At 59.1% G+C, this 24850-nt stretch carries 19 protein-coding genes and 1 pseudogene; 16 read left to right on the top strand and 4 right to left on the bottom strand.

Features of this window, described 5'->3' with window-relative positions; genetic code table 11:
* Nucleotides 1-308: 308 nt before the first annotated feature.
* From WN982_RS22300 to WN982_RS22315, 4 genes and pseudogenes are all read left to right on the top strand, one after another.
* Nucleotides 309-3593 (top strand): adenylate/guanylate cyclase domain-containing protein, encoded by a 3285-nt coding sequence (locus WN982_RS22300; protein WP_341317863.1) that lies wholly within the window; start codon nt 309-311, stop codon nt 3591-3593.
* A gap of 396 nt (nt 3594-3989) precedes the next feature.
* Nucleotides 3990-5393: a GGDEF domain-containing protein gene (locus tag WN982_RS22305; protein ID WP_341317864.1), complete on the top strand. Its 1404-nt coding sequence runs from the start codon at nt 3990-3992 to the stop codon at nt 5391-5393.
* A 428-nt stretch (nt 5394-5821) separates the two neighbouring features.
* Nucleotides 5822-6538 (top strand): annotated as a pseudogene (locus WN982_RS22310) (PLP-dependent aminotransferase family protein); the annotation flags it as partial.
* 112 nt (nt 6539-6650) lie between these two features.
* Nucleotides 6651-6857 (top strand): hypothetical protein, encoded by a 207-nt coding sequence (locus WN982_RS22315; protein WP_341317865.1) that lies wholly within the window; start codon nt 6651-6653, stop codon nt 6855-6857.
* Between the two features lie 153 nt (nt 6858-7010).
* On the opposite strand, the gene WN982_RS22320 is transcribed toward WN982_RS22315, so the two are convergent.
* Entirely contained in the window at nt 7011-7145 is a 135-nt protein-coding gene (locus tag WN982_RS22320; protein ID WP_341317866.1) for an entericidin A/B family lipoprotein, read from the bottom strand.
* A 534-nt stretch (nt 7146-7679) separates the two neighbouring features.
* Between WN982_RS22320 and WN982_RS22325 the strand changes: the two genes are divergently transcribed.
* Nucleotides 7680-9647, top strand: coding sequence for an SMP-30/gluconolaconase/LRE-like region family protein (locus WN982_RS22325; protein ID WP_341317867.1), 1968 nt, complete (start codon nt 7680-7682; stop codon nt 9645-9647).
* A 142-nt stretch (nt 9648-9789) separates the two neighbouring features.
* On the opposite strand, the gene WN982_RS22330 is transcribed toward WN982_RS22325, so the two are convergent.
* Nucleotides 9790-10188 carry an alpha/beta hydrolase gene (locus WN982_RS22330; RefSeq protein WP_341317868.1) on the bottom strand — a complete coding sequence of 133 codons (399 nt, stop codon included), beginning with the start codon at nt 10186-10188 and terminating at the stop codon, nt 9790-9792.
* A gap of 477 nt (nt 10189-10665) precedes the next feature.
* Between WN982_RS22330 and WN982_RS22335 the strand changes: the two genes are divergently transcribed.
* On the top strand, nt 10666-11667 hold the full coding sequence (locus WN982_RS22335) for a winged helix-turn-helix domain-containing protein (protein ID WP_341317869.1): 1002 nt from the start codon (nt 10666-10668) through the stop codon (nt 11665-11667).
* A 47-nt stretch (nt 11668-11714) separates the two neighbouring features.
* Complete coding sequence (locus WN982_RS22340) at nt 11715-12224, top strand: hypothetical protein (protein WP_341317870.1); 510 nt, start codon at nt 11715-11717, stop codon at nt 12222-12224.
* A 67-nt stretch (nt 12225-12291) separates the two neighbouring features.
* Here WN982_RS22340 and WN982_RS22345 read toward each other — a convergent pair whose 3' ends face one another.
* Nucleotides 12292-12555: a hypothetical protein gene (locus WN982_RS22345; RefSeq protein WP_341317871.1), complete on the bottom strand. Its 264-nt coding sequence runs from the start codon at nt 12553-12555 to the stop codon at nt 12292-12294.
* 737 nt (nt 12556-13292) lie between these two features.
* Here WN982_RS22345 and WN982_RS22350 point away from each other — a divergent pair.
* Both WN982_RS22350 and WN982_RS22355 read left to right on the top strand, forming a co-directional pair.
* Nucleotides 13293-13985: a phosphatase PAP2 family protein gene (locus WN982_RS22350; RefSeq protein ID WP_341317872.1), complete on the top strand. Its 693-nt coding sequence runs from the start codon at nt 13293-13295 to the stop codon at nt 13983-13985.
* A gap of 491 nt (nt 13986-14476) precedes the next feature.
* Nucleotides 14477-15466 carry a helix-turn-helix domain-containing protein gene (locus tag WN982_RS22355; RefSeq protein ID WP_341317873.1) on the top strand — a complete coding sequence of 330 codons (990 nt, stop codon included), beginning with the start codon at nt 14477-14479 and terminating at the stop codon, nt 15464-15466.
* Nucleotides 15467-15590: 124 nt separating this feature from the next.
* Here the strand turns inward: WN982_RS22355 and WN982_RS22360 are convergent, their stop codons facing one another.
* A complete protein-coding gene (locus WN982_RS22360) occupies nt 15591-16724 on the bottom strand; it encodes a LacI family DNA-binding transcriptional regulator (protein ID WP_341317874.1) in 1134 nt (377 codons plus the stop codon).
* A 133-nt stretch (nt 16725-16857) separates the two neighbouring features.
* On the opposite strand from WN982_RS22360, the gene WN982_RS22365 reads away from it, so the two are divergent.
* The 7 genes from WN982_RS22365 (at nt 16858) to WN982_RS22395 (ending at nt 24789) form a co-directional block, all read left to right on the top strand.
* Nucleotides 16858-18012 carry an ATP-binding cassette domain-containing protein gene (locus WN982_RS22365; RefSeq protein WP_341317875.1) on the top strand — a complete coding sequence of 385 codons (1155 nt, stop codon included), beginning with the start codon at nt 16858-16860 and terminating at the stop codon, nt 18010-18012.
* A gap of 20 nt (nt 18013-18032) precedes the next feature.
* Nucleotides 18033-19268: an ABC transporter substrate-binding protein gene (locus WN982_RS22370; protein WP_341317876.1), complete on the top strand. Its 1236-nt coding sequence runs from the start codon at nt 18033-18035 to the stop codon at nt 19266-19268.
* 16 nt (nt 19269-19284) lie between these two features.
* Nucleotides 19285-20232: a sugar ABC transporter permease gene (locus WN982_RS22375; protein WP_341317877.1), complete on the top strand. Its 948-nt coding sequence runs from the start codon at nt 19285-19287 to the stop codon at nt 20230-20232.
* Nucleotides 20233-20248: 16 nt separating this feature from the next.
* The gene (locus tag WN982_RS22380; protein ID WP_341317878.1) at nt 20249-21100 is read left to right on the top strand and encodes a carbohydrate ABC transporter permease; all 852 of its coding nucleotides are present in this window, start codon (nt 20249-20251) and stop codon (nt 21098-21100) included.
* 83 nt (nt 21101-21183) lie between these two features.
* Complete coding sequence (locus WN982_RS22385) at nt 21184-23193, top strand: beta-galactosidase (protein WP_341317879.1); 2010 nt, start codon at nt 21184-21186, stop codon at nt 23191-23193.
* Nucleotides 23194-23732: 539 nt separating this feature from the next.
* A complete protein-coding gene (locus WN982_RS22390; RefSeq protein WP_341317880.1) occupies nt 23733-24014 on the top strand; it encodes a DUF3303 family protein in 282 nt (93 codons plus the stop codon).
* A gap of 37 nt (nt 24015-24051) precedes the next feature.
* Entirely contained in the window at nt 24052-24789 is a 738-nt protein-coding gene (locus tag WN982_RS22395; protein ID WP_341317881.1) for a hypothetical protein, read from the top strand.
* Nucleotides 24790-24850 lie beyond the last annotated feature (61 nt).

Here is a 24850-nt window from a genome sequence, read left to right on the forward strand (position 1 = left end):
TCCGTCGTGGCCGCAGCCAGTGTCAAACGCACTGCGGCGCGCCGTCGCGCTCCTGGCCGAATCTGCATCCACCTCGTCGCTCATGCCGGGTATCCGTTTCCTTCGCGCTGGACGTACACTGTATTTTCGGCAGGAAGGCCTTGAGCATGGAGTACGTTGCACCGTCACGGCCAGGCAACCGGCGGTGCGTCGATTCGTATGATCTGTTGGTGCAACGCGGCCTGGTTGGGGTATACGGTTCGCAGCCTGCGCGGCCACGAACTGCGACGGAGTATGCGTGTTCGAACGCACCGGATTGGGCGGCGGCGATGGATATCGATCAGTGGCTATATGCATTGGGGCTTGAACAATACGCACCTGCATTTGCCGAGAACGACATCGATCTCGCGATGCTGGCACAGCTCGACGACGCGGACCTGAAGGAACTCGGCGTCGTCTCGCTCGGCCACCGTAAGCGCCTGCTGGCGGCGATTGCCGATCAGCGCGACGCCGTATTGTGCGCAGCGTCGCCTGCTGTGAATGCGCCGGCAAGCGAGCGCCGACAAGTCACCATTCTCTTCGCCGATCTGTGCGGTTTTACCGCGCTGTCGCAAACGCTCGATCCTGAAGAGTTGCGCGAGTTAACCGGTCGTTACACAGCGCTCGTCGATGGGATCGTCCTCAGTTACGGCGGCACGATCGACAAGCACATCGGCGATGCCGTCATGGCAATCTTCGGTGCACCGCGCGCGCACGATACCGATCCGCTGCGCGCGGCGCGTGCCGCGTTGGAGATTCATGAGGCCCTCAACGGACTGGGCAAGCAAGTGTCGCCTCCGCTGAGGGCGCATGTGGGCATTGCCAGCGGCGAAGTGGTAGCGGGTCCGCTCGACCGCGCAGACGTTCAGGACTATACGGTCCTCGGCGACTCCGTGAACCTCGCCGCCCGGTTGGTTGCCGCCGCCGGTCCCGGGGAAACGCTGCTCTCCGATAGCGTGCATCGCGCGCTCGGCAACTGCGTGATGAGCGACGCCGTCGGTGCGATGCGCTTCAAGGGGATCGACTCGCCGGTACGAGTATGGCGTCTGCGCGGTCTCGCCTTTGAACCCGTCACGCCAAGCCGCAGTGTGTTTGTCGGCCGCAAGGCTGAACTCGAGCAGTTCAAGGGCCTCGCCCGCGCGTGCCTCGAACAGCGGGCCGGCCAAGTCGTCTATGTCCGCGGTGAGGCGGGCATTGGCAAGACGCGGCTCGTCGACGAGATGCGCCGCTTCGTCGAAACGCTGGGCTTTGTCAGTCACCGCGGCCTCGTACTGGATTTCGGCGTGGGCAAAGGCCAGGACCCCATCCGCACCATCGTCGGCAGCCTGCTGGACCTGCGGCCCGCGGCCGGGTCCGATGAACAGCGCGCCGCCGCCGGACGGGTTGCCGCATCCGGGGCCGTCGGCCCCGATCAGCTGATGTTTCTCCACGACATCCTCGACCTCACGCAAACCGGCGAATGGCGCACGCTTTACGACGCGATGGACAATGCTGCACGCACGCGCGGCAAGCGCGCGGTCACCGCAGCGATCACGGAGAATGTCTGCCGGCACCAGCCAACCATGATTGTCGTGGAAGACCTGCATTGGGCCGACCCGCAGGTGCTCGGTTATCTCGCCGCCCTTGCCGGTGCCATCGCGAACGGTCCAGGCCTGCTTGCGATGACGTCGCGCGTGGACGGCGATCCGCTCGACGCGGCCTGGCGTGCAAGTTGCCGCGGCACGCCCTTCACCACGATAGACCTCGGCCCGCTGCGCAGCGACGAGGCGCTGAACCTTGCCGGCAGCTTTATCGATGCGACCGAGCGTGTCGCGCGTGCCTGCATCGAGCGAGCCGGCGGCAATCCGCTGTTCCTCGAGCAACTCCTGCATAACGCCGAGGAAGGCAGCGAGGAAGCGGTCCCCGCGACGATCCAGAGCCTCGTGCTGGCGCGCATGGACCGGCTGACTCCGCGCGACCGCGAGGCGTTCCAGGCTGCCTCGGTAATCGGACAGCGCTTTGGCCTCGCCTTGCTCCGGCGGTTGATCGATGCACCGGAGTATGTCTGTGACGGTCTCGTCGCCAACGCGCTCGTCCTGCCCGAAGGCGAAGATTTCCTATTTTCGCACGCGCTCATCCAGGAGAGCGCCTACTCGACGCTTTTGCGGGCGCGCCGGCGCGACTTGCACCGCCTGGCGGCCGACTGGTTTGTGGCGACCGACCCGGTGCTGCGCGCCCAGCATCTCGATCGCGCCGAGGACAAGCGCGCACCGCAGGCCTATCTCGACGCCGCGATCGCACAACGCGCCGCCTATTTCACCGAGGCGGCATTGCGGCTAGTCGAGCGAGGTCTGCAAATCGCACAATCGGATACGGATCGCCACGCGCTGATCTGTTTCAGGGGCGAACTCCAACGAGATCTCGGCGACATCGCCGCATCTATCGCGACGTACCGTGCGGCCGTGGCCGCCGCTCCTGACGAAGCGAGTCTCTGTCAGTCCCAACTTGGGCTCGCCGAGGGTCTGCGGGTGAGCGAAGGCCTCGCCGAAGCCCTCTCGCTGCTCGACGCCGCCCAGCAAGTGGCGCAACGTCTGGATAAGGTGCCTGAACTCGCGCGCCTGCATCACCTGCGCGGCAACATCCTCTTTCCGCTTGGCAGGATCGAAGATTGCCGCACCGAGCATGAGCGCGGGCTTGCCTATGCACAGCGCCTCGGCTTGCCGGAAGCCGAGGCGCGCGCGCTCGGCGGCCTCGCGGATGCTGCCTACGCGCAAGGGCGCATGCGCACCGCTTTCGGGCACTTTAGCCGGTGCGTTGCGTTAAGCCGCGAACACGGCTTCGGCCGCATCGAGGTCGCTAATCGTTCGATGGCCGGCTTCAGCAGGATCTACCTCAACCAGGCACGCGCGGCGCGCGAGGACGTAAGCGCCGCCGCACCGGCCGCCGCGCTGGTCGGTCAGCCGCGTGCGCAGATGCTGTGCGAAACGTTGGGCGCCTTTGCCTGCTACGAAATGGGCGACATGGCGGCGGCCCTCACCCATCTCGAACGCGAGACGCAGATCATCCGTCAACTGGGAGCTCGCCGCTTCGAGGCCCAGAATCTGGAAATGCGGGCGCGAGTGCTGCTCGATAGCGGGCGTCGGCGAGAGGCCGCCGAATTGTTGCGTGAAGCGCTGGCGATTTGCCGCGAGGTGGGAACGCAGTTCAGCGCGCCCAAGGCCGTGGGTGCACTGAGCCGCGCTGTCGAGGACGACGGCGAACGGGTGCGTCTGCTCGCCGAAGGTGCCGATATGTTGCATCGCGGCGCGGTTGGTCACAATCACCTGTGGTTCTATCGCGATGCGATCGAAGCGATGCTGTCCGCCGGCGACGCAGCCGGCGCACTGCGCTATGTCACCGCGCTCGAAGACTATACGCGCGCTGAGCCGCTGCCGTGGGCGGAGCTGTTTGTGGCGCGCGGCCGCGCCCTCGCTCGCGCGCAGCAAGACCATCCTGGGGAAGAAGCGCAGCGCGAACTCAAGCGTGCACGCGCAGCCCTCGTGGAAGCCGGCTTCAACAGCTATCTGCCTGCGGTGGACGCTGCGCTCGTCGCGTAGCGGAGGCGTTGCCCGAAGCGTTCCATCGAATCGGCTCGCTCAACTGTCAATGCGCGGAGCTGATCGACAGCCCCTGCGTTATCTGACGTCGCCGCCGTCCTCCCCCGTCGCTACAGCCGAAACAACTATGCACTGCGCATAGAGGGTGCTTATTGCCGCCATCCTCCTTGACGTTGCGCTACCGGGGATGCCGTCAAGGTTCGGATTATTGGGTGCATCATTGAACGCCTTGTCAGATGAAACCTGACGCTTATACTTCCAATTGCCTGAAGATAGTCCGCTGCGCGGTATGTTTGGCTCTGCACGACGGCGTGGTCCCGTGTCCGAGTCGGCCGATTCACGCGTCAATCGCTCGGCGATGCGAAAAACCACAACAATATTGTCGGAGACCGGCACATGAGCACGACCATCTCAATCGAAGAGCCGCCCCGCATTATCGGGATCGTGACCAAGGTCTACTCGGGCTTGCTGATCATTGGTTTTGCGCTCATTCCCGCCTACCTGATTGCTTATCTGGCTTTCTTTCAAGACCCGAGCCTGAAGTTCGAAAACCACGCGTTCCACGAAATCGCGATCGCGGCCGCGACGCTCGAGGGGCTGTTTGTCACCTATGTAACCTGGCGTTGTTATCTGTCGTCGGGTGAACCGCAACTGCGGTGGCTGACTTTGGGCTTTCTAGGCTTTGTGCTGGTCTATGCGCTACACGGCGTATTCACCGGCATGGCTCACCACAATATCTGGCTGTTCCTGCTCTACGGACCAGCATCGCGTCTGGTGATGTCGGTGCTGCTGCTGGTCGGGCTTCTCTCGTATCACCACGCGCCGGACGCGGTCGAGCGGCGCTCGAAGCCGCGCCCGTGGCTGACCGCGATCGCCGGGTTCGTCCTGATCGACCTGGTCGTTGGACTCATCGCGAACTCGTCAATTGCGGGCAGCCTTTCGGTGCGACTGTCGATGGAGGGCGGGGCGCTCATCTTCTCGACGCTGAACGTCATGGCGCTGCTGCTGCGTCGCATTCGCTCGCCGCTGATGGTGATCTACGGCATCTCGATCACCTCCTTCGCGCTTGCGTCTCTCGCGTTCATTCTCGGCAAGCCCTGGAATCACATGTGGTGGCTGGCGCACGCGATCTTTGCCGCCGGCTTTTTCCTGCTAAGTTATGGCGTCGTTCAAGCGTTTCGCACGACGCGGTCCTTTTCGACGATCTACGGGCAGGAAGAATTGATGGCTCGCCTCGCGGAGGCGATGGCACGCACAGAAAGCGCGCTGCAGGAGCTCCAACGCACCAATCACAAGCTCGAGCACCTCGCCGCAACCGATCCGCTGACGGGTGCCGCGAATCGGCGCGAGTTTATTCAACAAGTGGAAACGGAAATCGCACGAGCCAGGCGAGGCGGTGCGCCGTTCTCGCTGCTGGCGCTGGATCTCGACCACTTCAAATTGATCAACGACAACTATGGCCATCAGGTGGGTGACGAGGTGTTGCAACGATTCGTGCAGAAATGCCTCGGTGCCATTCGTCCCTATGACGGCGTGGCGCGGGTTGGTGGCGAAGAGTTTATGGTGCTGCTGCCCAAAGCCGCGCTAGACGCGGCCCGTTCGATCGCGGAGCGCGTGCGGGGCGCCGTGGCCACCGAGGACTTCTATACCGGAACCGGGCGGGCCGTCGCCGTTACCGTCAGTGTTGGCATCTCGGAGTTCGGCCGCGACGGAGACACGATCGACACCCTCTTACGAGTCGCCGATGAGCGACTCTATCGAGCCAAGCACGATGGCCGTAACCGCGTGGTGGCCGGATAGCGGTTTACTCTCCATAGCTGTAGCAGCTTGCAATCGACGGCGGCCATGCTCGCAATCAGCGCGGTTTTCGGCTCAGAATAGTTGCAACTGACATAGTCCGCGCGCGAAGATCCGGTGTCCGGGCGCAGCCGACGTTCAACCGTCCGAATGAAAGCGCGAGCCAACGGCCGCTCCTGGCCGCACTGAGGCGGATGGCGACCGTCTCAGCTCGACCCCGCCTGCTCGTCGTAAATTACCCGTGCAAAGCACGCACACATGGCTTCTTAAGGCCGCAGTGCCCATCGGAGCGATCCGCTCAGCTGAGCCTCGGGATTGCAGCCGACCAAAGTTTGATGATCGTCCTGTCAGCGCTGGGCCACGTAGAATGCCAGTCCACTGGATTTCGACGAGAAATTCACCTTGGCGCCGGCGGAAAACTGGATAAGGTCGGCCCTGACCTGAAGGCCCTGGAGCGGCTATGCAAGAATCGGCAAGTGCGTGCCGTTTATGCGATGCCTACGCTGCACAACCCGCTGGGATGGGTGATGAATGCCCAACAGCGACACGAATTGGTGTCGATTGCCCGTCGACATGGGCTGCTCATCATCGAGGACGCGGCCTATGCCTTCCTGGCCGAAGACCCGCCTGCTCCACTGGCAGCGCTCGCGCCTGAGACAACGGTATACGTCTCGGGACTGTCAAAAAGTGTAGCCACCGGACTCCGGGTCGGATTTGTCGCAGCCCCGCGTCAGTGGGTGCCTCTGATCGAGCGGGCGATCAGGGCCACTACCTGGAACACGGCCGGCGTGATGACTGCTATTGCCTGTGGCTGGCTCGACGATGGCACGGTCACCCGGCTCGAGATCGAAAAGCGTCATGATGCGATGGTCCGTCAATCGATGGCTGCCGAAGTTCTCTTCGGACTGCGACGCGTCTCTCATCCGGCGTCATACTTTCTCTGGCTCCCTTTGGCCGAGGAGGTTCGTGCCGACCTGGTTGCGATGGCGCTCGTTCGCGAGCACATCTCCGTGTCGACCGCTGAACCCTTCGCGACATCGGAACATGCGCCGCATGCGATTCGCCTCGCACTCGGATCCGTAGATTTGGCCACGCTCCGACAGGCGTTGAAAAAGGTTAAAGACGTGATCGGCGCTTACACGTATTAAAGCGTACTCACCAGGCCGTAGTCGCCCAGAACAGGTTGCCGCATGCAAATGAGGATTGTGACCGCGATATGAGCGCTTTTGTTGGCCGAACTTCGTCCGACGTCGAACTTCCGTGGTCAAGCCGTTGCGGCCGGTCGAGCGACGAGAAAGCGGCCTCTCGCTGACTTCGATGGACTGCCGGAACGGACGGTTCTGGTTCTACGATGTACTTCACCATGTCGCTGCTTTGCTTTGCTTTGCTTTGCTTTGCTCGGCGATGGCGCGGCGATGGCGCGGCGAGACGGGCAATATGAAAATTGGACGGGATGGCGCCGCCTGACGAAGCCGGCCTTCGCGGACTTCACTAATAAACAGCCACGTCCCGCCGTTGGTCGGGCAGTTGCCCACTTCCATAAACCAAACGGGCAGAGAAGGGCAGGCGCGCGAAGGTGCGGCACGATGTCGGACAGTTGGCGCGTGGCGCTAGCGTCGCTTATTTGGCTTGCTCGGCCGAGTTACGGATGGTCTGGCCACCTTTCGATATGTCCTCGCCGGCTCCAGCTATCGTGTTGCAGCCCGCAAGGACAGCAGTACCAGCGACTAGAAGCAAAACAATGAGTCGTGTCATGTTGGCTCCTCCGAGAGGTCCCTGGTGTTGGATGCGGTGCCGACACCAGACCGCCATGGGTGTCGCGGGTTCATCGGGACCACCGCAAGCATGCATGCTTGTATGAATCTTATTGTAAGCGAGACGTTGGGCCAGCAGTGACATCAAACTTACGTAAGACTTGCGGTTCGAAACGCGAATCCCTATGGCGCTCAAAAGAGCGCGCCATCTTCGCCATTAACGGGTTATTTACTGCGCCGAATCCGAACCCAGGATTTGACTCCGTTGCGCACGGATCGACCATCTGCCGCGGGGCATTGACCGGTGCCGGCGCGAGCTGGCGCCCCGGCGTAGCGGCAAAGGCCGGCCCTCAACTCCGGCGGCGAATAGCCGTTAACCCGGTCGATATCCCGCACAAAATCAAGGCATCGGCTGCCGTGAACGGGCTGTACTGGCTCGGATTGTTCGGACCCCAGACTGGAAGCTTGCCGGGATTGGCAGGACTGCACGTTAGACACCTGCACAGTACGGCAGGTGCTTAAGAGAGCACCACTCATGATTGTGAAACGAATCTATACCGCGTTGCTTGCGGCAATCCTGGTCGCAACGATTGCACCGGAATGTCAGGCGCAGTACACCACCGCCTGGATGGCGAACACATTCGGGACCAACGCCAACCGCGTGGGTAATGCCGCCCGTTCCATGTGGGTAGCGTCTGAGGGCGTTATCTATACGGCGTCCATGTGGGACGAGAACGAGGGCGGCGTTGCGATGTATCAGAATGGCCAGAACATCGGTTCCCTGGGCGCGCACGGCGAATTTCAGGGCGGCGCCATTACGGGCAATGCAACTTCGATCTTCGCTGCTTTGCAATTTAACAAGACTCACGGCAGCGGCAAGGTGGGCCGATACGACCGAACCAGTCGCACTTCCGATCTTCTCATCGCCGTCAGCGCGACGACCACCGAGCGGCGGGCGGATGTCATCACCGGACTCGCGACCTCAGGCTCACTCCTCTATGCGAGCGACTTTCCAGGCAATCGGGTCCGGGTCTTCACCACCGCCGGCGTCTGGCAGCGGGATATTAGCGTCTCAGGTCCGGGCGCGCTCGCCGTGGACGGCGCAGGAAATATCTGGGTTGCGCAGAAGAACTTGGGCACCATCGTCGAATTCAATCCGGCCGGCGCGTCGCTGAACACCATCCAGATGTCGGCTGCCTCTCGACCGTCCGCGCTATTTTTCGATGCGGTGAACACGCAGCTCATGGTCGGCGACGAGGGGCCCGACATGAACATCAAGATCTACAACGTAGCGAGTACACCATTTCGGGCCGGCACGTTCGGCATTCGGGGCGGTTATCTCGACACTACGGCTGGCATCAAAGGCCAGGTGGGTGACAAGCGGTTTACCCGCGTCACCGGCATCGGCAAAGACTCCGCCGGCAACCTGTATGTGCTGAACAATCCATGGGGCGGAACCTGGGACCTCGGTCGCGACGGCGGCACCGACATCCACGCCTACGACGGCGCAGGACACCTTCGATGGACGCTTCAGTCGCTCAACTTCGAAGGGAACGCCGCGCCTGATCCGGCCACAGACGGCGCTTACTTCTATGGAGGCACCAACATCTACGCTGGTACCAATGGAGGAACCTTCGTAGCGAACACCGTCGATCCAATCGATTATCCAGGCGACCCACGAATCGACATTCACGATCACGGACGCGGTGAGCACTTTGCTCAACTCGCCACCGTCGGCGCAAAGCGGATCCTTGTGGCGGCCGGCCAGAATCCCGATATCTTCTACTTCTTCCACTTCAACGCTGCGAATGGCTACATCGCCATTCCAGACGCGACGATTCCGGGTACTGCATTCAATACGAGTGCAAGGATCCGCAATGGGTTCTGCCTTGATAACAAAGGGGACGTCTGGGCGGGCTTGGACAAGACGAATACCATCTCGCACTATCCGCTGACCGGCTTTGACGCGAGCGGTAAGCCGAATTGGGGAGCAGCGATTTCAAAGCCCATTCCGGGCACCATCGCACCGCTGACGCGAATCATTTACTTGCCCGAGACCGACACCATGATTCTGGCGCAAGGCATTGTCGGCAGCATAGACTGGACGGCGATCGGGTCGAGGGTTGAGGTGTATCACGGCTGGCTCGCAGGCAACACCACCGTTCCCAATCCGGTGATCAACATTACCAGCGCGAATCCCAAGTCGATCACGGCAGCCGGCAACTACCTCTTTGTTGGGTACGTGCACACCGTGCCCAACATCGACGCCTTCAATCTCACCACAGGCAAGCTGGACAACACGTTGGTCAACAGCAGTCCCAATACCGTGTACCCCGGCAATGACGTAGATTCGATGTACGGCCTTAGATCGTACCTTCGCTCGACCGGAGAGTACGTGGTGACGAAGGACAACTACAACGGCTCCGGCATCGTTGTTTATCGTTGGACCCCGAAATCAACCACCGTGCTCGCCACGAAAACACTGGTTTCTCCTTTCAAATGATGACGAGGCTACTGTTGCTGCTTTAGGCCCGACATAGGCGGCTGCGCGAAACAATTCCTGGTCTGAGAATAGACGTGACTTGTAAGGCCCGCTTGGCAAAACGCCCTTCAAGGCTCAGCTCGAAGGGCGTCATGCGCTGTGCCTAGTTTCTCGAAGTAGCGGCTTGCTCGATGAGGGCCGCGACAGCAGCAGGCTTCGACTCGTATACGGCATGGCTGCCCGGCGTTTCAACTACCGTGGCGCCGGCGCGCCTGGACATCTCGCGCTGAGCGTCCGGTGGAATCATCTTGTCGTCCTTGGTGACCAGGTACCAGCTCGGCTTCGCGCGCCAGGCAGCCGAGGCGACTTCACCAGCCAGAGCGTCCACTCCCCATGGCACTTGGGCGTTCGCCAGGAAGGCGGCACGTTCAGCTTTCACGTCGCCAGCGAAGGCCGCAGCGAACTTCGTCTTGTCCAGCATCAGGAAGCCATTGACCGGCGGCAGGATGGGGGCCACCACCGTCGACGAAGCCGCCGTGGACCAGCACCACGTTGTTGACACGCTCGGCGGCGGCAGGGCTTGGCGCCATGACGCCGATGGCCATCGACGTGAAACCGAGCATGCCAAGAATGGTGCGCCAGGAGGGGAAAGAATTGGGTCGCATCGGATACCTCATTGATAGAGTTTGATGGAAGTGTGCGCTCGTCAGGCGTGACTGCCGTCCGAGGTCAATCGCACGGCGGAATTCAGATCCTGGAAACCGTAACCGCTTCGGCGGCCGCCTCGATCAGTTCGGCCACACGACCACGCCATATACGAGCACGATGGCCGTCCGGCTCGCGACTGACGGCGCGGGCGATGGTAGGATTGTCAATTCGTCTGCCCCTCCTTTTTGTATGGCGGTTGTATTTGTGCGGCGACCAGAATTGATCAAAGGGCCGCAGCGTGGAGCAGTATCGCGACAGCAAGCGCTGACGTATTGAAGGGCTGCCGAATAATGTCCGAATAATTCCCGAATCTGTTGCGGCACGGAGTCATATGCAGGGACAGCGTTTCACCTTCGGTCCGTTCTTACTTAATCTCGACAACGGAACGCTGCAGCGGCAAGGGGAGCGCGTGGCGGTTGGGCGCCGGGGCATCCTGCTTTTGGCCGCTCTGCTCAAGCGGCCGGGAGAGATTGTCACCAAAGCGGAGCTCATGGACGCGGCTTGGCCTGGGACCGCTGTCGAGGAGAGCAATCTTTCGGTCCAGATCGCTCTGCTGCGAAAGGCGGTTGGCCTCGCGTCCGATGGCGAGGGGTGGATCACCACCATTCCGCGCATTGGATATTGTTTGAAGGGCTCTGTTGCGACTTCTGAAGAAGCTGTCGACCAGCCTTCAAAAAAGCCGTCACTGGCAATCCTCCCGTTCGCCAATCTCAGCAACGATACCGATCAGGACTTCTTCGCCGACGGGCTGGCGGACGAGATCATCACAACGTTATCGAAGATCCCGGGCCTGGTCGTGATCGCCCGAAGCTCCAGCTTTGCCTACAAGGGCATGTCCATAGACGTGCGACGCATCGCAAGCGAGCTCGGCGCCCGCTACATTGTCGACGGGAGTATTCGGAAAAGCGGCGACCGCATTCGCGTGGTCGCACAATTGAGTGATGGGGTAAGCGGTAGCCATCTGTGGGCCGAACGATACGACCGGGAACTTCATGACATGTTCGCGGTACAGGACGAGGTCGCTCGAAAGATCGTTGCTGAGCTAAACGCCGCGTTGAGCCCAGTTGAGGTCGCCCTATACCCCGGCGTTGCATCCGGCGGAACGACGCATATGGAAGCCTACCAGTGCTTCCTGCGAGGCCGCGCGATGCAGCGGGGCGCGACGCAGAATGTTGCCGTCTTCGAGCGAACGAGCGACCTGTTCCGGCAGGCGATCGCTCTCGATCCGGACTATCCGGCCCCCTATGCGGCGCTAGGCATGGCCCTCGCCTATGCCTATTACAACCGCTGGACCGACGACCCCGAACGCTCGCTCACCGAAGCCGAGAGCTGATCGACAACGCGATCGAGCGCGATCCGGGCGAGCCGTTCGCGCACGGCGTGGCCGCATTGGTCGCGATGTACCGGAAAGACTTCAGGCGCTGGGCTCTCGAAGTCGACGAAGCGCTTTCGCTCAACCCCAACTTCGCCCCAGCGCTGTCTCTCCGGGCAACGCTGAACATCTATTCGGGGCACCCTCGGGTGGCGATTCGCGATCTGGAGCGGGCCATGCGGCTCGATCCCTATTTCACCCAGGGCTATCTGCACCATCTCGGCGTGGCCCATATCGTTGCCGGCGACTATGAAACAGCCGTAGCGATCCTGCGGGAGCGCATTCTTCTTGTCCCTCAGACAGACATGAGCCGGGCTTATCTCGCTTCGGCACTCGGGAACCTTGGTTACCTCGACGAAGCGCGTGGCATCTGGGACGAGCTCATCGCCATCAACCCGGCCTACTCGTTCGCCGACCGCATCGCTCGTATGCCATTCAGGAATCCGGAGGATCTGGCCCGTATCGCGAAGGGTCTGGACAGAGCTGGATTGCTTACATCCTCCAACACGCTTCCCTGAGTATGGGCTATACCGCGGTCGCGCGACGATAGGCAACCGGGGAACAAGTTCGTAGATCGCCTGGCCGTCACGCCCTCGAGACGACGAACGCGCAATCGACGAAAGTATGAGCACGACGCTGACCGTAGGCAACAGCCTCCTCCGGCCATGCAAATTCAAGCGGCTCTGCATAACTCGCAATCACGTTTTCCGGAAAGAAGCGATTTTCCTCATGAACATACCAGGTGACGGTATAGCGTGGCTCGACACCGTTGAACGAAAGCGCGGCGTTCTCGGCGACGCGCACGTGCACTCCGAGGCCTCGGTAAGGTTGGCAGTTGTGGTCGCTCATGTTTCCTCCTCAGCGTTCGGACAGCGGATGAACGCCTCTTTGCAACGGCCGGGACTGTCGACGGCTCGCACTGCGCAACGCGGCAATCGGAGCGCCGGGGGTATAAAAGGCGGCGTCACCAACCGGGAATTGGGACGCCGTTGAAACACACACCCGCGGGACTGGGTAGACCGCACGAGTGACTTGAAGATATCGTCCGTCCTTCCTCGCCTCAAGATGAAAAATCTTCGTTTGTAACAGCGTCCAAAGTATTTTTTGCATCATTAAATCTGATGATTCTGGTTGAGCAACTGGCCACGATGCTCCGCTGGCGTCAGCGCGCGCAGGTCGCGTTTGTGAATTTACAAATTCGAAAATTTCTTACAAAACTGCTTATCGGTTGAATCCGGCCGGCGCTACCATGGCTGACAAGATGGAGGGCCGTTGTGCACCCGTCACGAATCCATGCTTTGTCTTTTCGAATATTGATGAGTCCGCCCGCCTCAGGCCGACCGAGCCCGCGTCGACGCTGAACTTCCGTGGCCGACCCGCAACCGCCACTCGGAATTGATGTGTGAATGTCCGAAGGGGGGCTCGTAGTGGTCACTCGACCAAAGCCCAGCGCTAGTTATCGGATCTCGGGAATAGTTTATGCGTGGTCTCTGGCTTTTACGTTTGCGGTGACTTACTGTCCGGACCTCCTCCAGGAGAGAGGGCGGCCCCATTCTGCTCGCACTGCTCCCATATTGCCTACAAATATGAACAGCTTAGATACGGTCATCGAGACACTTCTTACAAACCTGAGCTTTGGCTTTCTACTTAACCATGCAATAAGAGCCGTCACAGATCTGTATACGTTCAAGGGTCTCGTGCTCATCCCCGTTTTGTGGTGGATATGGTTCCAACCTGGCGAGCGTCGCGAATGGCAGCGCGAAATTGTCATCGCAACGATCGTGAGTGGTCTGTTGGCACTCGCTACGGGAAGACTACTCGCTGATTTATTGCCATTCCGGGTACGTCCTGTCTACGACCCCAACCTCAATCTGCACTTTGCATTTGACCCGCAACGGGATGCCGTGCTGACAACATGGAGTTCGTTTCCGAGCGATCACGCAATGCTGTGGATGTCGGTCGCGACAGGCATTTTCATTGTCTGGCGCCGAGTTGGTGTGCTGGCGCTTCTGTACACCGTTATCTTCATTTGCATCCCGCGCGCCTATCTCGGCTATCACCACCCGACCGATTTACTCGCGGGGGCCGCGATTGGGATCGCCATTACCTACGTCATGACGCGGGACTCCGTTAGAGCGCGTTATGCGCCTCAATCGTTGCGATGGATTGAACGCTACCCAGGACAGTTTTCGATGCTGGCGTTCGTCCTTTGCCTCGAACTGGTCACCCAGTTCGACGAACTACGGAAGTTAGCGAGCTCCGCTTCCAAATTTCTGTGATTCCTTTCATCCCCCGCAATATTACCTGGAGCCATCCGGAACAACATCGGCCGCGTTGGACCTGTCGAACTCGAAGAGCGGTACGCAACCACTTCCCGGGATCTCAGCGCGTTATGTTGACTTCCCGAATTCGTGATTTCAAAAACCCCGCCGACTCAGGAAGAGTCATTCTCCCGTTCATCTAACGGCTCTCCTCTCAAGGTGCCTGGAAAATCTGGCTAAAGATTGGCTTTTCGGACGCCGTTAAGCGTATAACGCCACGAGGTACCGCGACCGGAGGTTTTGTCGTGTCCGGCCCTCGCGTCAATCGGTGCAGGCGTAAATTGGCGATATTAAGATAAGCTTGTGTGGCTAAAAGCGCTAACTGGTTGCGCGGAGGCGGCGGGGCGCCACCTCGGCACTCGCCCGAAACTCAGCTGCGAGATCGTTGCGACCGGTTTCTCGTTGCCGGATCGCATCCTCATCGTCCTACTTTGCCACGGGATCACGATATGCTCGCGAATGGCATCGCTTACAACCGATTCGATGTTTCCGGGCTGCCGCCGCAACAGCAATTGCTGGCTTATTGGGAGCAGCTTGGCCAGATTATCGAGATCGTGCCGTTGCGTGAGCAGGTTCTACAGCCCTTTATCTGCATCAACGACCGTTACGACATCGGCGAATTCCGTATCAGCGACACCTATACCGATCACGTCATGATCGAACGCACCGTCGCCCGCATTTCGCGCGATAGCGCGCGCGGCATCGGTTTTACCATCTTCCTGGACGGTGAAGCTCATTCGGCAACGACGCTCGCCAAGAAGCGCGAGTACCTCTTGTGTGGGGGCAGCGTACTTGCCACCGACTTTGAACAACCCATACGTTTGCGGCGGCAGGCGTGCCGGTACATCACGCTCGTTGTGCCCTCCAACCTGCTGCGACACGTGTTCTCTGACCCGGGAGCACTACACGGACGCGTGCTCGACCCGAGCAGGCCTGCCACGCGGCTTATCGTCGAGTGCGCTACGACGCTAGTCGAGAACTTCCGATACATGCCGTTCGAGGATGGTCATCGCAAGCTCACCGGCCTCATTGAACTGATCGCAGCCGCATTCGGGGAAGAGGCTGGTTTGAGTGGCAGCAAACGAGCCGTCGGCCGTGCGCTCATGTTCGAATATACGCGACGCTACGTTCGCGAAAACATACAGGAATACGAACTATCGCCCGATAGCGTAATTGAATCGTTGGGGCTCCCACGCAGCACGATTTATCGGCTATTCGAACATGAAGGCGGGCTTGGTGCTTATATCCGTCATCTTCGCTTGCGCGCCGCCGCAGACGAGCTCGTTCGATTTCCGAACGTTCCGATCAAGGACGTTGGCTATTCAGTCGGCTTTAAAAGCGCATCCGACTTTACGCGTGCCTTTCGGCGCGCCTACGAGATAACACCTCAAGAAATGCGCCTGAACGACTACCGATATCTTCATGCTGAACAGCGGTAGCCAGCCGTATCGGCGTCTATCACTGCCTGCGCAGGCAGTGATAGTCGATCTCGCAAGGTCCGCTCTTCGGTACAAAGCGGACGTGCCATTTCATCGTTTAAGCGGCGTCGGAACGCCCAGAACTTCAAGGAGATACCGTCGCTCGAGCTGTGGACCCTCGAACGATAAGCTTCGGAGGCGATGTGTGGATGACCGTTGACTCGTTCGCCCGCCCGGCCATGAGCTCGATGAGAAGGCCTATCCCCTGCTCGGCCAGTTCGGCCGTTGGTATCGCGACAGTAGTCAGGCCCGGGCGCGATTGGCGTGCGGGGATAATATCGGTGATGCTCACAATGGATAAATCGTCGGGCACCGAGTATCCAAGGTCCGATGCAGCGTTCAACACACCAAGCGCCGGAAGGTCGTTGGAGACAAAGAGCGCCGTCAGGTCGGGACGGGCCGAAAGCAAATGCTTTGCAGCTTCGTAGCCGTCTTCGAAGGAATCCTGTGTGAATCGCTCGTCCGCTGCTAAATGCCGAATTCTGGCTTCTCGCATGACCTCCCGAAACCCATCATATCGTGCTCGGTGGATTCCGTTTCTCGAGCTACCAATAATAGCGCCGATGCGCCGGTGCCCATATTCAACCAGGTGCTGTGCGGCGAGTTTGCCCGCACCCTTTGAATCGAACGTGACGCACGGAATGCCAGGCGGTTCGTCTGGCAGTTCCCACACGGATATGACCACCGGAACGCCTCGACGCTGGAGCCTGCGTAGCTCGTCAATCGGTAGGTCCGCATAGTTCGCAACGAGAACCCCATCGGAAAGAGAGCCGGCGACTTGCTCCAGGAAACGCGTACCGCGGTCCGGCTCATGGTCTGTGTTGCAGACGAGCAGATGGCGCTGGTGCTTTAACGCTGACAGATTCGCCGCGAGCGTAAATTCCGGATAGAACGGGTTGGTGATGCAACTGAGCATCAACGCAAGAGTCGGCGCCTTGCGTTCCACGAGTGCGCGTGCCGTAAGGTTCGGCCGGTAGCCTTGGCGCTCTACCACCTCGAGAACTCGCTGCCGCGTCTCTTCACTCACGCGTCCCCGACCGCGCAACACATTCGAGACGGTCATGACCGAGACGCCAGCGTGTTCAGCTACGTCCTTGATCGTCGCGGCAGGGGTGAATTGTTTGCTGCTCATAGTAAAAACACTCTTCGGCGAAGCTGCAACAGGATTTTTAGCATCATTCAATCGACGCGACACGGCGTTGTCAATCATATTGCCCATGAAAAAGCTCTTGCGCCTGTCGGGAAACGGGCGTAGAGTCCATCGCAAATACAAGGACAGTTGCTCCCGGTCAGGCCTCGCGGCCTTTTTTTAAACCCCGTTGGTGTAACGTTAAATCAAGCTGGACGGAGACATGGCAGCCATCACACTGAGAAGCGTGACTAAGGCGTATGGAGAGCACGCGCCTGTACTACGCGGAATCGACCTTGATATCGGGGAAAACGAGTTCTGTGTTTTCCTGGGGCCATCTGGCTGCGGGAAGTCGACGCTGCTGCGCATCATTGCTGGACTCGAAGACGCGACGTCTGGTGACGTGCACATTGGTGGGAAGCTCGTGAGCGCCGTACCCCCTGCCAAACGAGGGGTAGCGATGGTCTTTCAAAGCTACGCCTTGTTTCCCCACATGACCGTCGAACAGAACATGGGGTTCGGCTTGAAGTTGGCCGGTCTGCCCGCGGGCGAAATCACGCAAAAGGTCAACCAGGCGGCGAAGATACTGCAATTGGATGTTCTGCTCAATAGAAAACCAGCGGCGCTCTCCGGTGGCCAACGCCAACGCGTCGCCATCGGCAGAGCGATCGTGCGCGAGCCGGGCGTGTTCCTGTTTGATGAACCGCTCTCGAACCTCGACGCAATGCTTCGGGGCCAGACACGCGTCGAGATCGCGAGGCTCCATCGTCAATTCGCGCAAGCCAGTACAGTCTACGTTACTCACGATCAGGTAGAAGCCATGACACTCGGGGACAAGATTGTCCTGTTGCGTGCCGGGCAAGACGCTGAGCGCTTCGGCAGCATCGCGCAGGTCGGTTCACCGTTGGAACTTTATCACCGTCCAGACAGCCGATTCGTCGCCGAGTTCATCGGCAGCCCGAAGATGAACTTTCTATCTGCGTCGGTCATATCCTTGGGGTCCCAAGATGTCACCGTGAAATTGACGAAGTCCAACGACGTAGTGGTGGCGAAGGTCGATGGTTCGCCCCTGGAGGTCGGGCAATCGGTTACGGTCGGAATCCGACCTGAACACATCGAGAATGCCTCGCTTCGCGACACCTCAACGGCCCCTGAACCTCACGGGGAGATGCAAGTTTTGTGGCGCGATGTCGCTCTGGTCGAACGACTCGGTGAGCACAGCTATCTGCACGCCGATGACCCCGGCGGAACGACAATCATTGCAAAGCAGCCAGGCGACGCGAACCACCTGACCGGCGCTCGCGTCGCACTGGCCTTCAGGTCCCATTCTTGCCACATGTTCACCGCCGACGGCCGCGCAGTGCCGAAACTTCAATAGAACGACATCCGGAGACATCGATGAAACGACTGCTTGTGCTCTCAGCCTTGGGTGCGACCCTCTCTTTCGCGAGTGTGGTCGATGCGGGGACTCTCCAGTTGAATATCGCTTTCAAAGGCGCCGACCAGCGCGCGGTATGGGAGCGGCTGATTCAGGGATTCGAAAAGGCCAACCCGGATGTGACGGCGAAAGTCGCATTCGTCGAGGAAGAGACGTACAAGGTGCAGCTTCCCGGTTGGTTGACATCGGTCGCACCCGACGTGATTAATTGGCATGAAGGCGAGCGCATGGCCTACTACGCACGCCGTGGTTTGCTCGAAGACCAGTCTGCGGATTGGCAAAAGAACGACTGGAACACGCAGTTCGCGTCACTCAAGACTGCGTCCTCGTACGATGGCAAGCAATATGCGATGCCTACGCAGTATTTTGCGTGGGGGCTGTTCTACAGGAAGGATCTGTTCGAGAAAGCTGGTATCAAAGGTGAACCGGCCACGTGGGACGAGTTTCTTGAGGCGTGTCGTAAGCTCAAAGCGGCGGGTATTGCGCCGATTGCAGTGGGTGGGCGCGACTCATGGACGCTGGCAGCGTGGTTTGATTACCTCGACCTCCGCATGAATGGTTACGACTTCCACATGCAACTCATGAACGGTGACATTCAGTACACCGACGCCCGCGTGAAGAAGGTCTATCTGGCGTGGAAAACGCTCATTGATAGTAAATACTTCATCGACAACCCGCTCTCCTACAGTCTCGACTCCGTGCAGCCGCTCTATATTCAAGGCCAGGCAGCGATGATGTTGATGGGCACATTCCTCTCGCCCGGTTTGCCCCCTGCGACGAAGACACAGACAGGCTTTTTCCGGTTTCCGACGGTCGACCCCAAAATTGCCGCTGCAGAGGACGGCTCTGCCGAATGCCTCAATATTCCAAAGAGGGCTGCGAACAAGACTGACGCTCGAAAATTCCTTGCGTTCATAGGCCGACCGAATATCGACGGGGAACTCGCAAAGGGCGTAGGTACGCTGCCGGCCAACAATCAGTCTGCAATGCCTGAAGACCCGATTGCAAAAATCGGCTTCCAGATTCTCTCGAAGACCACCGGCGGTGTCGCACAATTCTATGACCGTGACATGACCAAGGAAATGGCCGATGAGGGCATGAAGGGTATGCAGCGGTTCATCAGCGATCCGTCCAAGCTCGACGAGATTCTTGGACAACTCGAAAAGACGCGCAAGCGCATTTACAACAAGTCTTAACAGTGCGAGGCTTGCCATGGCTACAGCCGAGACGAGAACGTCAGTGCGAGAGAGTTCGCCCACAGACCAGCCTTCTCGCACCAAACGCGCGTTGGCGGGACGGCAGGCTACACCTCTGGCGAGCAGGCGCAAGCGAGCAGCCTTCCTGTTCCTGCTGCCCGCTTGCGCGATGTTTTGCATGTATGTGATTTACCCGATCATCAGCAGCATCGTGCTCAGTTTTTATAACTGGGATGGCATGAGCGACAAGGTCTTTGTGGGATTCGCGAACTACAGGGAGCTCTTTCATACCGACACGTTCTACATCGCACTGGAAAACAACTTGTTGTGGCTTGTGCTCTTTCTGCTTGCGCCACCTCTGGGACTGGTCTTCGCGCTATATCTGAACCAAAGCGTTAGAGGCATGCGGCTGGTCAAGTCGCTATTCTTCTCGCCTTTCGTGCTGTCCGGAGTGGTGGTTGGCCTTGTCTTCAGCTGGTTCTATGACCCGGCCTTTGGTCTTTTGAAGGTGTTCGTTGGGCACGGAATACCCATTCTCGGTGACGAACACTACGCAACGTTCGGAATCATCGCGGCAGCATTATGGCCACAGATTCCGTTCTGCATGCTGCTTTATCTAACCAACCTAACAAGCATCAATCCCGAAATCGTTGAGGCAGGTCGCATGGAGGGGGCAACAGGTTGGTCTCTCTTGTGGCACGTCGTACTGCCTCAGTTGAGGCCCGCTACCTTCCTGTCCGTCGTATTGACCATCATTGGTGCGTTGCGTAGTTTCGACCTCATCGCTGTTATGACCGGCGGTGGTCCATTCGATAGCTCGACTGTGCTTGCGTATTTCATGTATGACCAGGCCATCAAGTACTTCCGATTCGGTTATTCGGCGGCCATTGCGGTTGTGTTGTTTCTCATCATGCTGGTTTTCATCGTGTATCAGCTGCGCCGCCTCCTCCACGTGGAACGGTAACGAAGGAAGATTATCTATGTATCCAACTCCCGTTAGCAGATGGAGCCCAGTTGGACGGACTGTCTACAAGGCTTCTTTACCGGTTGCACTCGTCATCTGGCTACTTCCGTTGTTCGCAGTTCTGGTGACTTCCGTTCGCTCGTCAAGCGAGCTCATGAAGGGAAATTATTGGGGTTGGCCAGAGGGATTCGCCTTCTTCGAGAACTTCAGGACAGTCCTCGTCGACTCCCCAATGCTTCACTACTTTCTGAATAGTTGCCTCATTACCGTGCCATCGGTGCTGGGCTCCATCGCTTTGGCTGCCATGGCGGGCTTTGCTCTTGCAACATACCCGTTCAAGGGGAACAACGCGATCCTTGGCGCATTTGTGGCAGGTAACTTTGTTCCCATTCAGGTCTTGATGATTCCCGTGCGCCAACTGACGCTGCAACTGGGATTGTTCAACACCCTTGAGGGGCTGATTCTCTTTCACGTGTCGTTTCAGACAGGCTTCTGCACGCTGTTCCTGCGAAATTTCATCAAGGAACTGCCCTATGAGCTTGTCGAGGCTGCACGTATCGAAGGGGCAAATGAATGGCAACTATTCTACAAAATTATCCTACCCCTTATTGCGCCTGCGCTCGCAGCGCTAGCGATTCTTGTCTTCACATTCGTGTGGAACGACTACTTCTGGGCGTTATGCCTGACGCAAGGTGATGATGCGGCGCCTATCACAGTGGGCGTCGCCGCGCTCAAAGGGCAGTGGACCACCGCCTGGAACCTCGTTTCCGCTGGCTCGCTACTTGCCGCCCTCCCGTCAGTCGTTTTGTTCTTTGCCATGCAGAAGCACTTCGTTGCCGGTCTGACCTTCGGCGCCACGAAGGGCTAAGCAAGCCGTTCATTCCATATTCAATGCGAGCGATGGGCTCGTAGGGCGCGCTGCGTCCATAACATCCATAAAGGAACAATTCCATGAAGGTGGGAGTCGACTACTACCCCGAGCATTGGGACGTCGCGCTGTGGGAACAGGATGCGCAGCAGATGCACGATGCTGGCATTACTATCGTTCGCCTCGCGGAGTTTGCGTGGTCAAGGCTTGAGCCTACAGAAGGCGCTTTCGATTTCGACTGGCTTGACCAGGCCATTGCAGTCCTTGCACGTCACGGCATGGGCGTTGTGCTCGGCACGCCCACGGCTACGCCGCCAGTTTGGCTCACGCACAATTATCGAGACGTTCTTCCGGTCGACAACAAAGGTCACACCCATTACGCGGGCGTGCGCCTTCATCGTTGTTACAACAGTCCTTCTTTGCGCAAGTATGGCGAACGAATTATCGACCGGCTGACGCAGCATTGCAGCCGGCATCCGGCTGTCATTGGCTGGCAGACGGATAACGAGCTCGCAGCAAACGATTGCCATTGCGAGAATTGCACGCGACTCTTTCGTACTTGGCTCCAAAGCAAATATGGAACGCTGGAGAATTTGAACCGCGAGTGGGGTACCGTCGTTTGGAGCGGTGAATATAGCGACTGGACGCAGGTCAATACACCGCTTGGTGGATCGCCACATCTTAACCCGTCGTTCCTGCTGGACTTCCGGCGGTTCTCCTCCGACTCGGTTGCTGACTTCAATCGGTTCCAGGCGGCCCTTATACGCAAGAACAGTCCCGGCAAGTTCGTGACCCACAATCTGTGGGGCTACCCCGTCACGGCCGACTACTACGACATGTTCGACAGCATGGACTTCGCGTCTGTCGACTACTATCCGGCCACCGACCTCGCCGATAGCTCGAAGTCCCGGATGTATCACGGAGCTCTGACACTTGACCTGACGCGTGGCTTGAAGCGACAAAACTTCTGGGTGATGGAGCAATTGAGCGGGACGCCGGGATGTTGGTACCCGATGTCACGTACACCGTTTCCCGGAATGATTCGAGCGTACGCATGGCAAAGTGTATCTCGTGGTGCCGATACGGTGGTCCAATTCCGATGGCGTTCGGCTCGCATCGGCGCAGAGCAATTCTGGCATGGTCTGCTGGACCACCACGGCGTGCCCGGCCGCCGTTTCGACGAGTTCGTCCGGTTCAGCCAGGAAGCAAGAAAACTCGCTCCACTGCTGGAGGGCACGACATTACATCACGATGTAGCGATGCTCTTTTCGCACGAGCAACTCAACGCCTTCCAGATTCAACCGCAGTCGGATGGGTTCGATTACCTCGACAACTTCAAGCGTGTGCACTCGGCACTCTTGCGAATGGGCATCGGCACGGACGTGCTTAACTGGAGGGATGACTTCGAACAATACAAACTTGTCATCGCCCCGATGCTCTACCTTATTGACGACGCCATGGCGGCTAAGCTGCGCCAGTATGTGGACAATGGCGGTACGCTCATCTTGACAACGCGCTCCGGTGTCAAGAACATGAACAATGTATGTTTGCCAGACCGCTTGCCGAACTTGTTGACGGAGCTCGCTGGTGTGTTCGTAGACGAGTACGACCCAATTGGCAAGGACGTGCAGAAAATTGAATTCGAAGGTGGTGAGCTATTCAAGTGTAGTCAATGGTGTGACATCCTTTCACCGGTCACTGCAGAGACAATAGCAACATATTCGAGCGAATACTTTGCTGGCCGCGCCGCCGTCACGAGGAATGTTGCCAGCAACGGCACTGTGTATTACATCGGAACAGTGCTCGATGATGAAGCTTATAGGGTTTTGCTCGGTCGGATTGCGGTGGATGTGGGCCTCGATTGTGAGCTGGATCTCCCCGAAGGCGTAGAACTCGCCGTGAGAACCTCTGATGCGACAAGGCTTCTGTTCGTAATGAACCTCTCAAAGGAATCGAAGCAGATCACGCTCGATGACCGCGAGTGCGTAAGTGCCCTGTCAGGTAAGCGATTGCAGGGAGGGCGCATTGAGCTCCAACCTGGAGATGTAGAAATCCTTGTTGAAACACTTTCGGAAGTGGCTATCACTTTGTGACACATCCGTTTCCGAAGGGGCTGCGAAAGCTAACGCTTGTCCGTTAGCGCTGCAGCCTCCGCTCGACGAGATTTGCGGTACCCGCCTTGGGGCAATTAATCAGTATTTACACTACAAAATCTTCAAGCGCGAGGAGCGTGGTGCGGAGGCTTTATTAAACAACGAAAGGCGCTCCACGAACGACCGCAACTGTTGTGATAAGCGGCCGTTGGACGTAGGGCGAAGGTCGCCTTGTGTGGTGAGCTGAGATGAGGTCAACCCGCTGCCACGGGGGCCGCAGGCATGCAACGGCGGGACCGCACGAGCAGGACGGCGGGCTATTTTCGTTTCCCATTGGGGCAGCATGATTGAAAGGCGACCTTCTTAGGCGACGCCTGCAATCAGAATGACTGCCGGTTTCCCTGCCGATGTAAGTGTTCGTCCCGACCTGCTTCCTGTGGCGACTGGCGTTGCAGTGCACACGCCCAATTGCATCCGTATGCCGCCAACGAGCGTATATATTGAAACAGGTGGACGAGCCACCGTCAGGAGACACAACCATGAAATTCATGATGACCTTCCACTGGGCACCGGATACCCAGCAGCGTGCCGAAGCCATCGCGCGCTTTCAGCGAACCGGCGGGCTCCCGCCTGACGGCGTCCGGTTGGTGGGCCGGTGGACGCGAGCCGATCTGGGCGCAGGATTCGATCTGCTCGAAACAGATGATATGAAGAAACTCACCGAGTTCGCCTATCAGTGGAGCGATCTGATGGAGCTGGACATTGTCCCGGTGCTTGACGACGCCGAGCTGGGCGAGGTGCTGGGGCGCGTAGTGAAATAGAGGGTTCAACGCACGTTCGATATCGACGCTATTCGACATGAACACAACCGGGCGCGCCCGCAGCCACGGCCTGCGGCACCGCGTGATCCTTGCAGCCGGACCCGGACGCTGGCGACGGACGATCCTGGTCCTGCTTGTCGTTCTGATCGGCTATGCCGCTGCCGATCTCTTCTGGCCGTTGCACCGTGACCTGAGCCGCTTCGATCCCATCGCGACGGGGACACTCGAAACGAAAATATGGCGCTCCTACTATGACCGCCAGCACGTGGCGCTCTTTCTCGAACTGGCGCAAACCCTGCGCACGCAATACCGCTTTCCGTGGCTAAGGTCGTACGTCGGCGCTTACTACGGCGCATCAGCCGCATTCACCTTCAAGGAGGGCAGGGAACGCAGCGATTACGAAAAAGCGTTGCCGGCGCTGCAAACCTATTTCAGCCTGATCCGCAATACGGGGAACCGCGACTTCGATGTCTCGCGCACCACCGCACTCGAACTGGAATGGTGGATCGTGCACCGGCAGCGTGAACGTTATCCGCCCGGCGCGTTGGGCAGCGCGTGCGCTGAAGCTGCCGCATCGCTGTATAGGGTGCCCGCGGGTTCGACACTCGAACACGGCCAGTTGCGCGCGCAAGCGATGCTGCTTCGCGACGCCCGTGAAGAAGCGGGCAGCGTCACCGACGCCGATTGGGCAACCATCGAATCGCTACTGCACCGGAGCTACCTGTCGCTTGGCCGTGCCGTTTCATCGACAAACGCCGTCGCCGGCGCGCGATGAGCGACGCGCCAGCCCGCTCGAGAGGCCACATTGATGCTTCGGCCATTGCCGTTACTCGAGT

The sequence above is a fragment of the Paraburkholderia sp. IMGN_8 genome, from assembly GCF_038050405.1.
GTDB lineage: Bacteria > Pseudomonadota > Gammaproteobacteria > Burkholderiales > Burkholderiaceae > Paraburkholderia.

Excerpts from the sequence above, each read along its gene's own strand:
- WN982_RS22300 (WP_341317863.1), top strand. The coding sequence starts at position 309 with ATGGATATCGATCAGTGGCTATATGCATTGGGGCTTGAACAATACGCA.
- WN982_RS22305 (WP_341317864.1), top strand. The coding sequence starts at position 3,990 with ATGAGCACGACCATCTCAATCGAAGAGCCGCCCCGCATTATCGGGATC.
- WN982_RS22320 (WP_341317866.1), bottom strand. The coding sequence starts at position 7,145 with ATGACACGACTCATTGTTTTGCTTCTAGTCGCTGGTACTGCTGTCCTT.
- WN982_RS22325 (WP_341317867.1), top strand. The coding sequence starts at position 7,680 with ATGATTGTGAAACGAATCTATACCGCGTTGCTTGCGGCAATCCTGGTC.
- WN982_RS22335 (WP_341317869.1), top strand. The coding sequence starts at position 10,666 with ATGCAGGGACAGCGTTTCACCTTCGGTCCGTTCTTACTTAATCTCGAC.
- WN982_RS22345 (WP_341317871.1), bottom strand. The coding sequence starts at position 12,555 with ATGAGCGACCACAACTGCCAACCTTACCGAGGCCTCGGAGTGCACGTG.
- WN982_RS22350 (WP_341317872.1), top strand. The coding sequence starts at position 13,293 with ATGAACAGCTTAGATACGGTCATCGAGACACTTCTTACAAACCTGAGC.
- WN982_RS22355 (WP_341317873.1), top strand. The coding sequence starts at position 14,477 with ATGCTCGCGAATGGCATCGCTTACAACCGATTCGATGTTTCCGGGCTG.
- WN982_RS22360 (WP_341317874.1), bottom strand. The coding sequence starts at position 16,724 with ATGGGCAATATGATTGACAACGCCGTGTCGCGTCGATTGAATGATGCT.
- WN982_RS22365 (WP_341317875.1), top strand. The coding sequence starts at position 16,858 with ATGGCAGCCATCACACTGAGAAGCGTGACTAAGGCGTATGGAGAGCAC.
- WN982_RS22370 (WP_341317876.1), top strand. The coding sequence starts at position 18,033 with ATGAAACGACTGCTTGTGCTCTCAGCCTTGGGTGCGACCCTCTCTTTC.
- WN982_RS22375 (WP_341317877.1), top strand. The coding sequence starts at position 19,285 with ATGGCTACAGCCGAGACGAGAACGTCAGTGCGAGAGAGTTCGCCCACA.
- WN982_RS22380 (WP_341317878.1), top strand. The coding sequence starts at position 20,249 with ATGTATCCAACTCCCGTTAGCAGATGGAGCCCAGTTGGACGGACTGTC.
- WN982_RS22385 (WP_341317879.1), top strand. The coding sequence starts at position 21,184 with ATGAAGGTGGGAGTCGACTACTACCCCGAGCATTGGGACGTCGCGCTG.
- WN982_RS22390 (WP_341317880.1), top strand. The coding sequence starts at position 23,733 with ATGAAATTCATGATGACCTTCCACTGGGCACCGGATACCCAGCAGCGT.
- WN982_RS22395 (WP_341317881.1), top strand. The coding sequence starts at position 24,052 with ATGAACACAACCGGGCGCGCCCGCAGCCACGGCCTGCGGCACCGCGTG.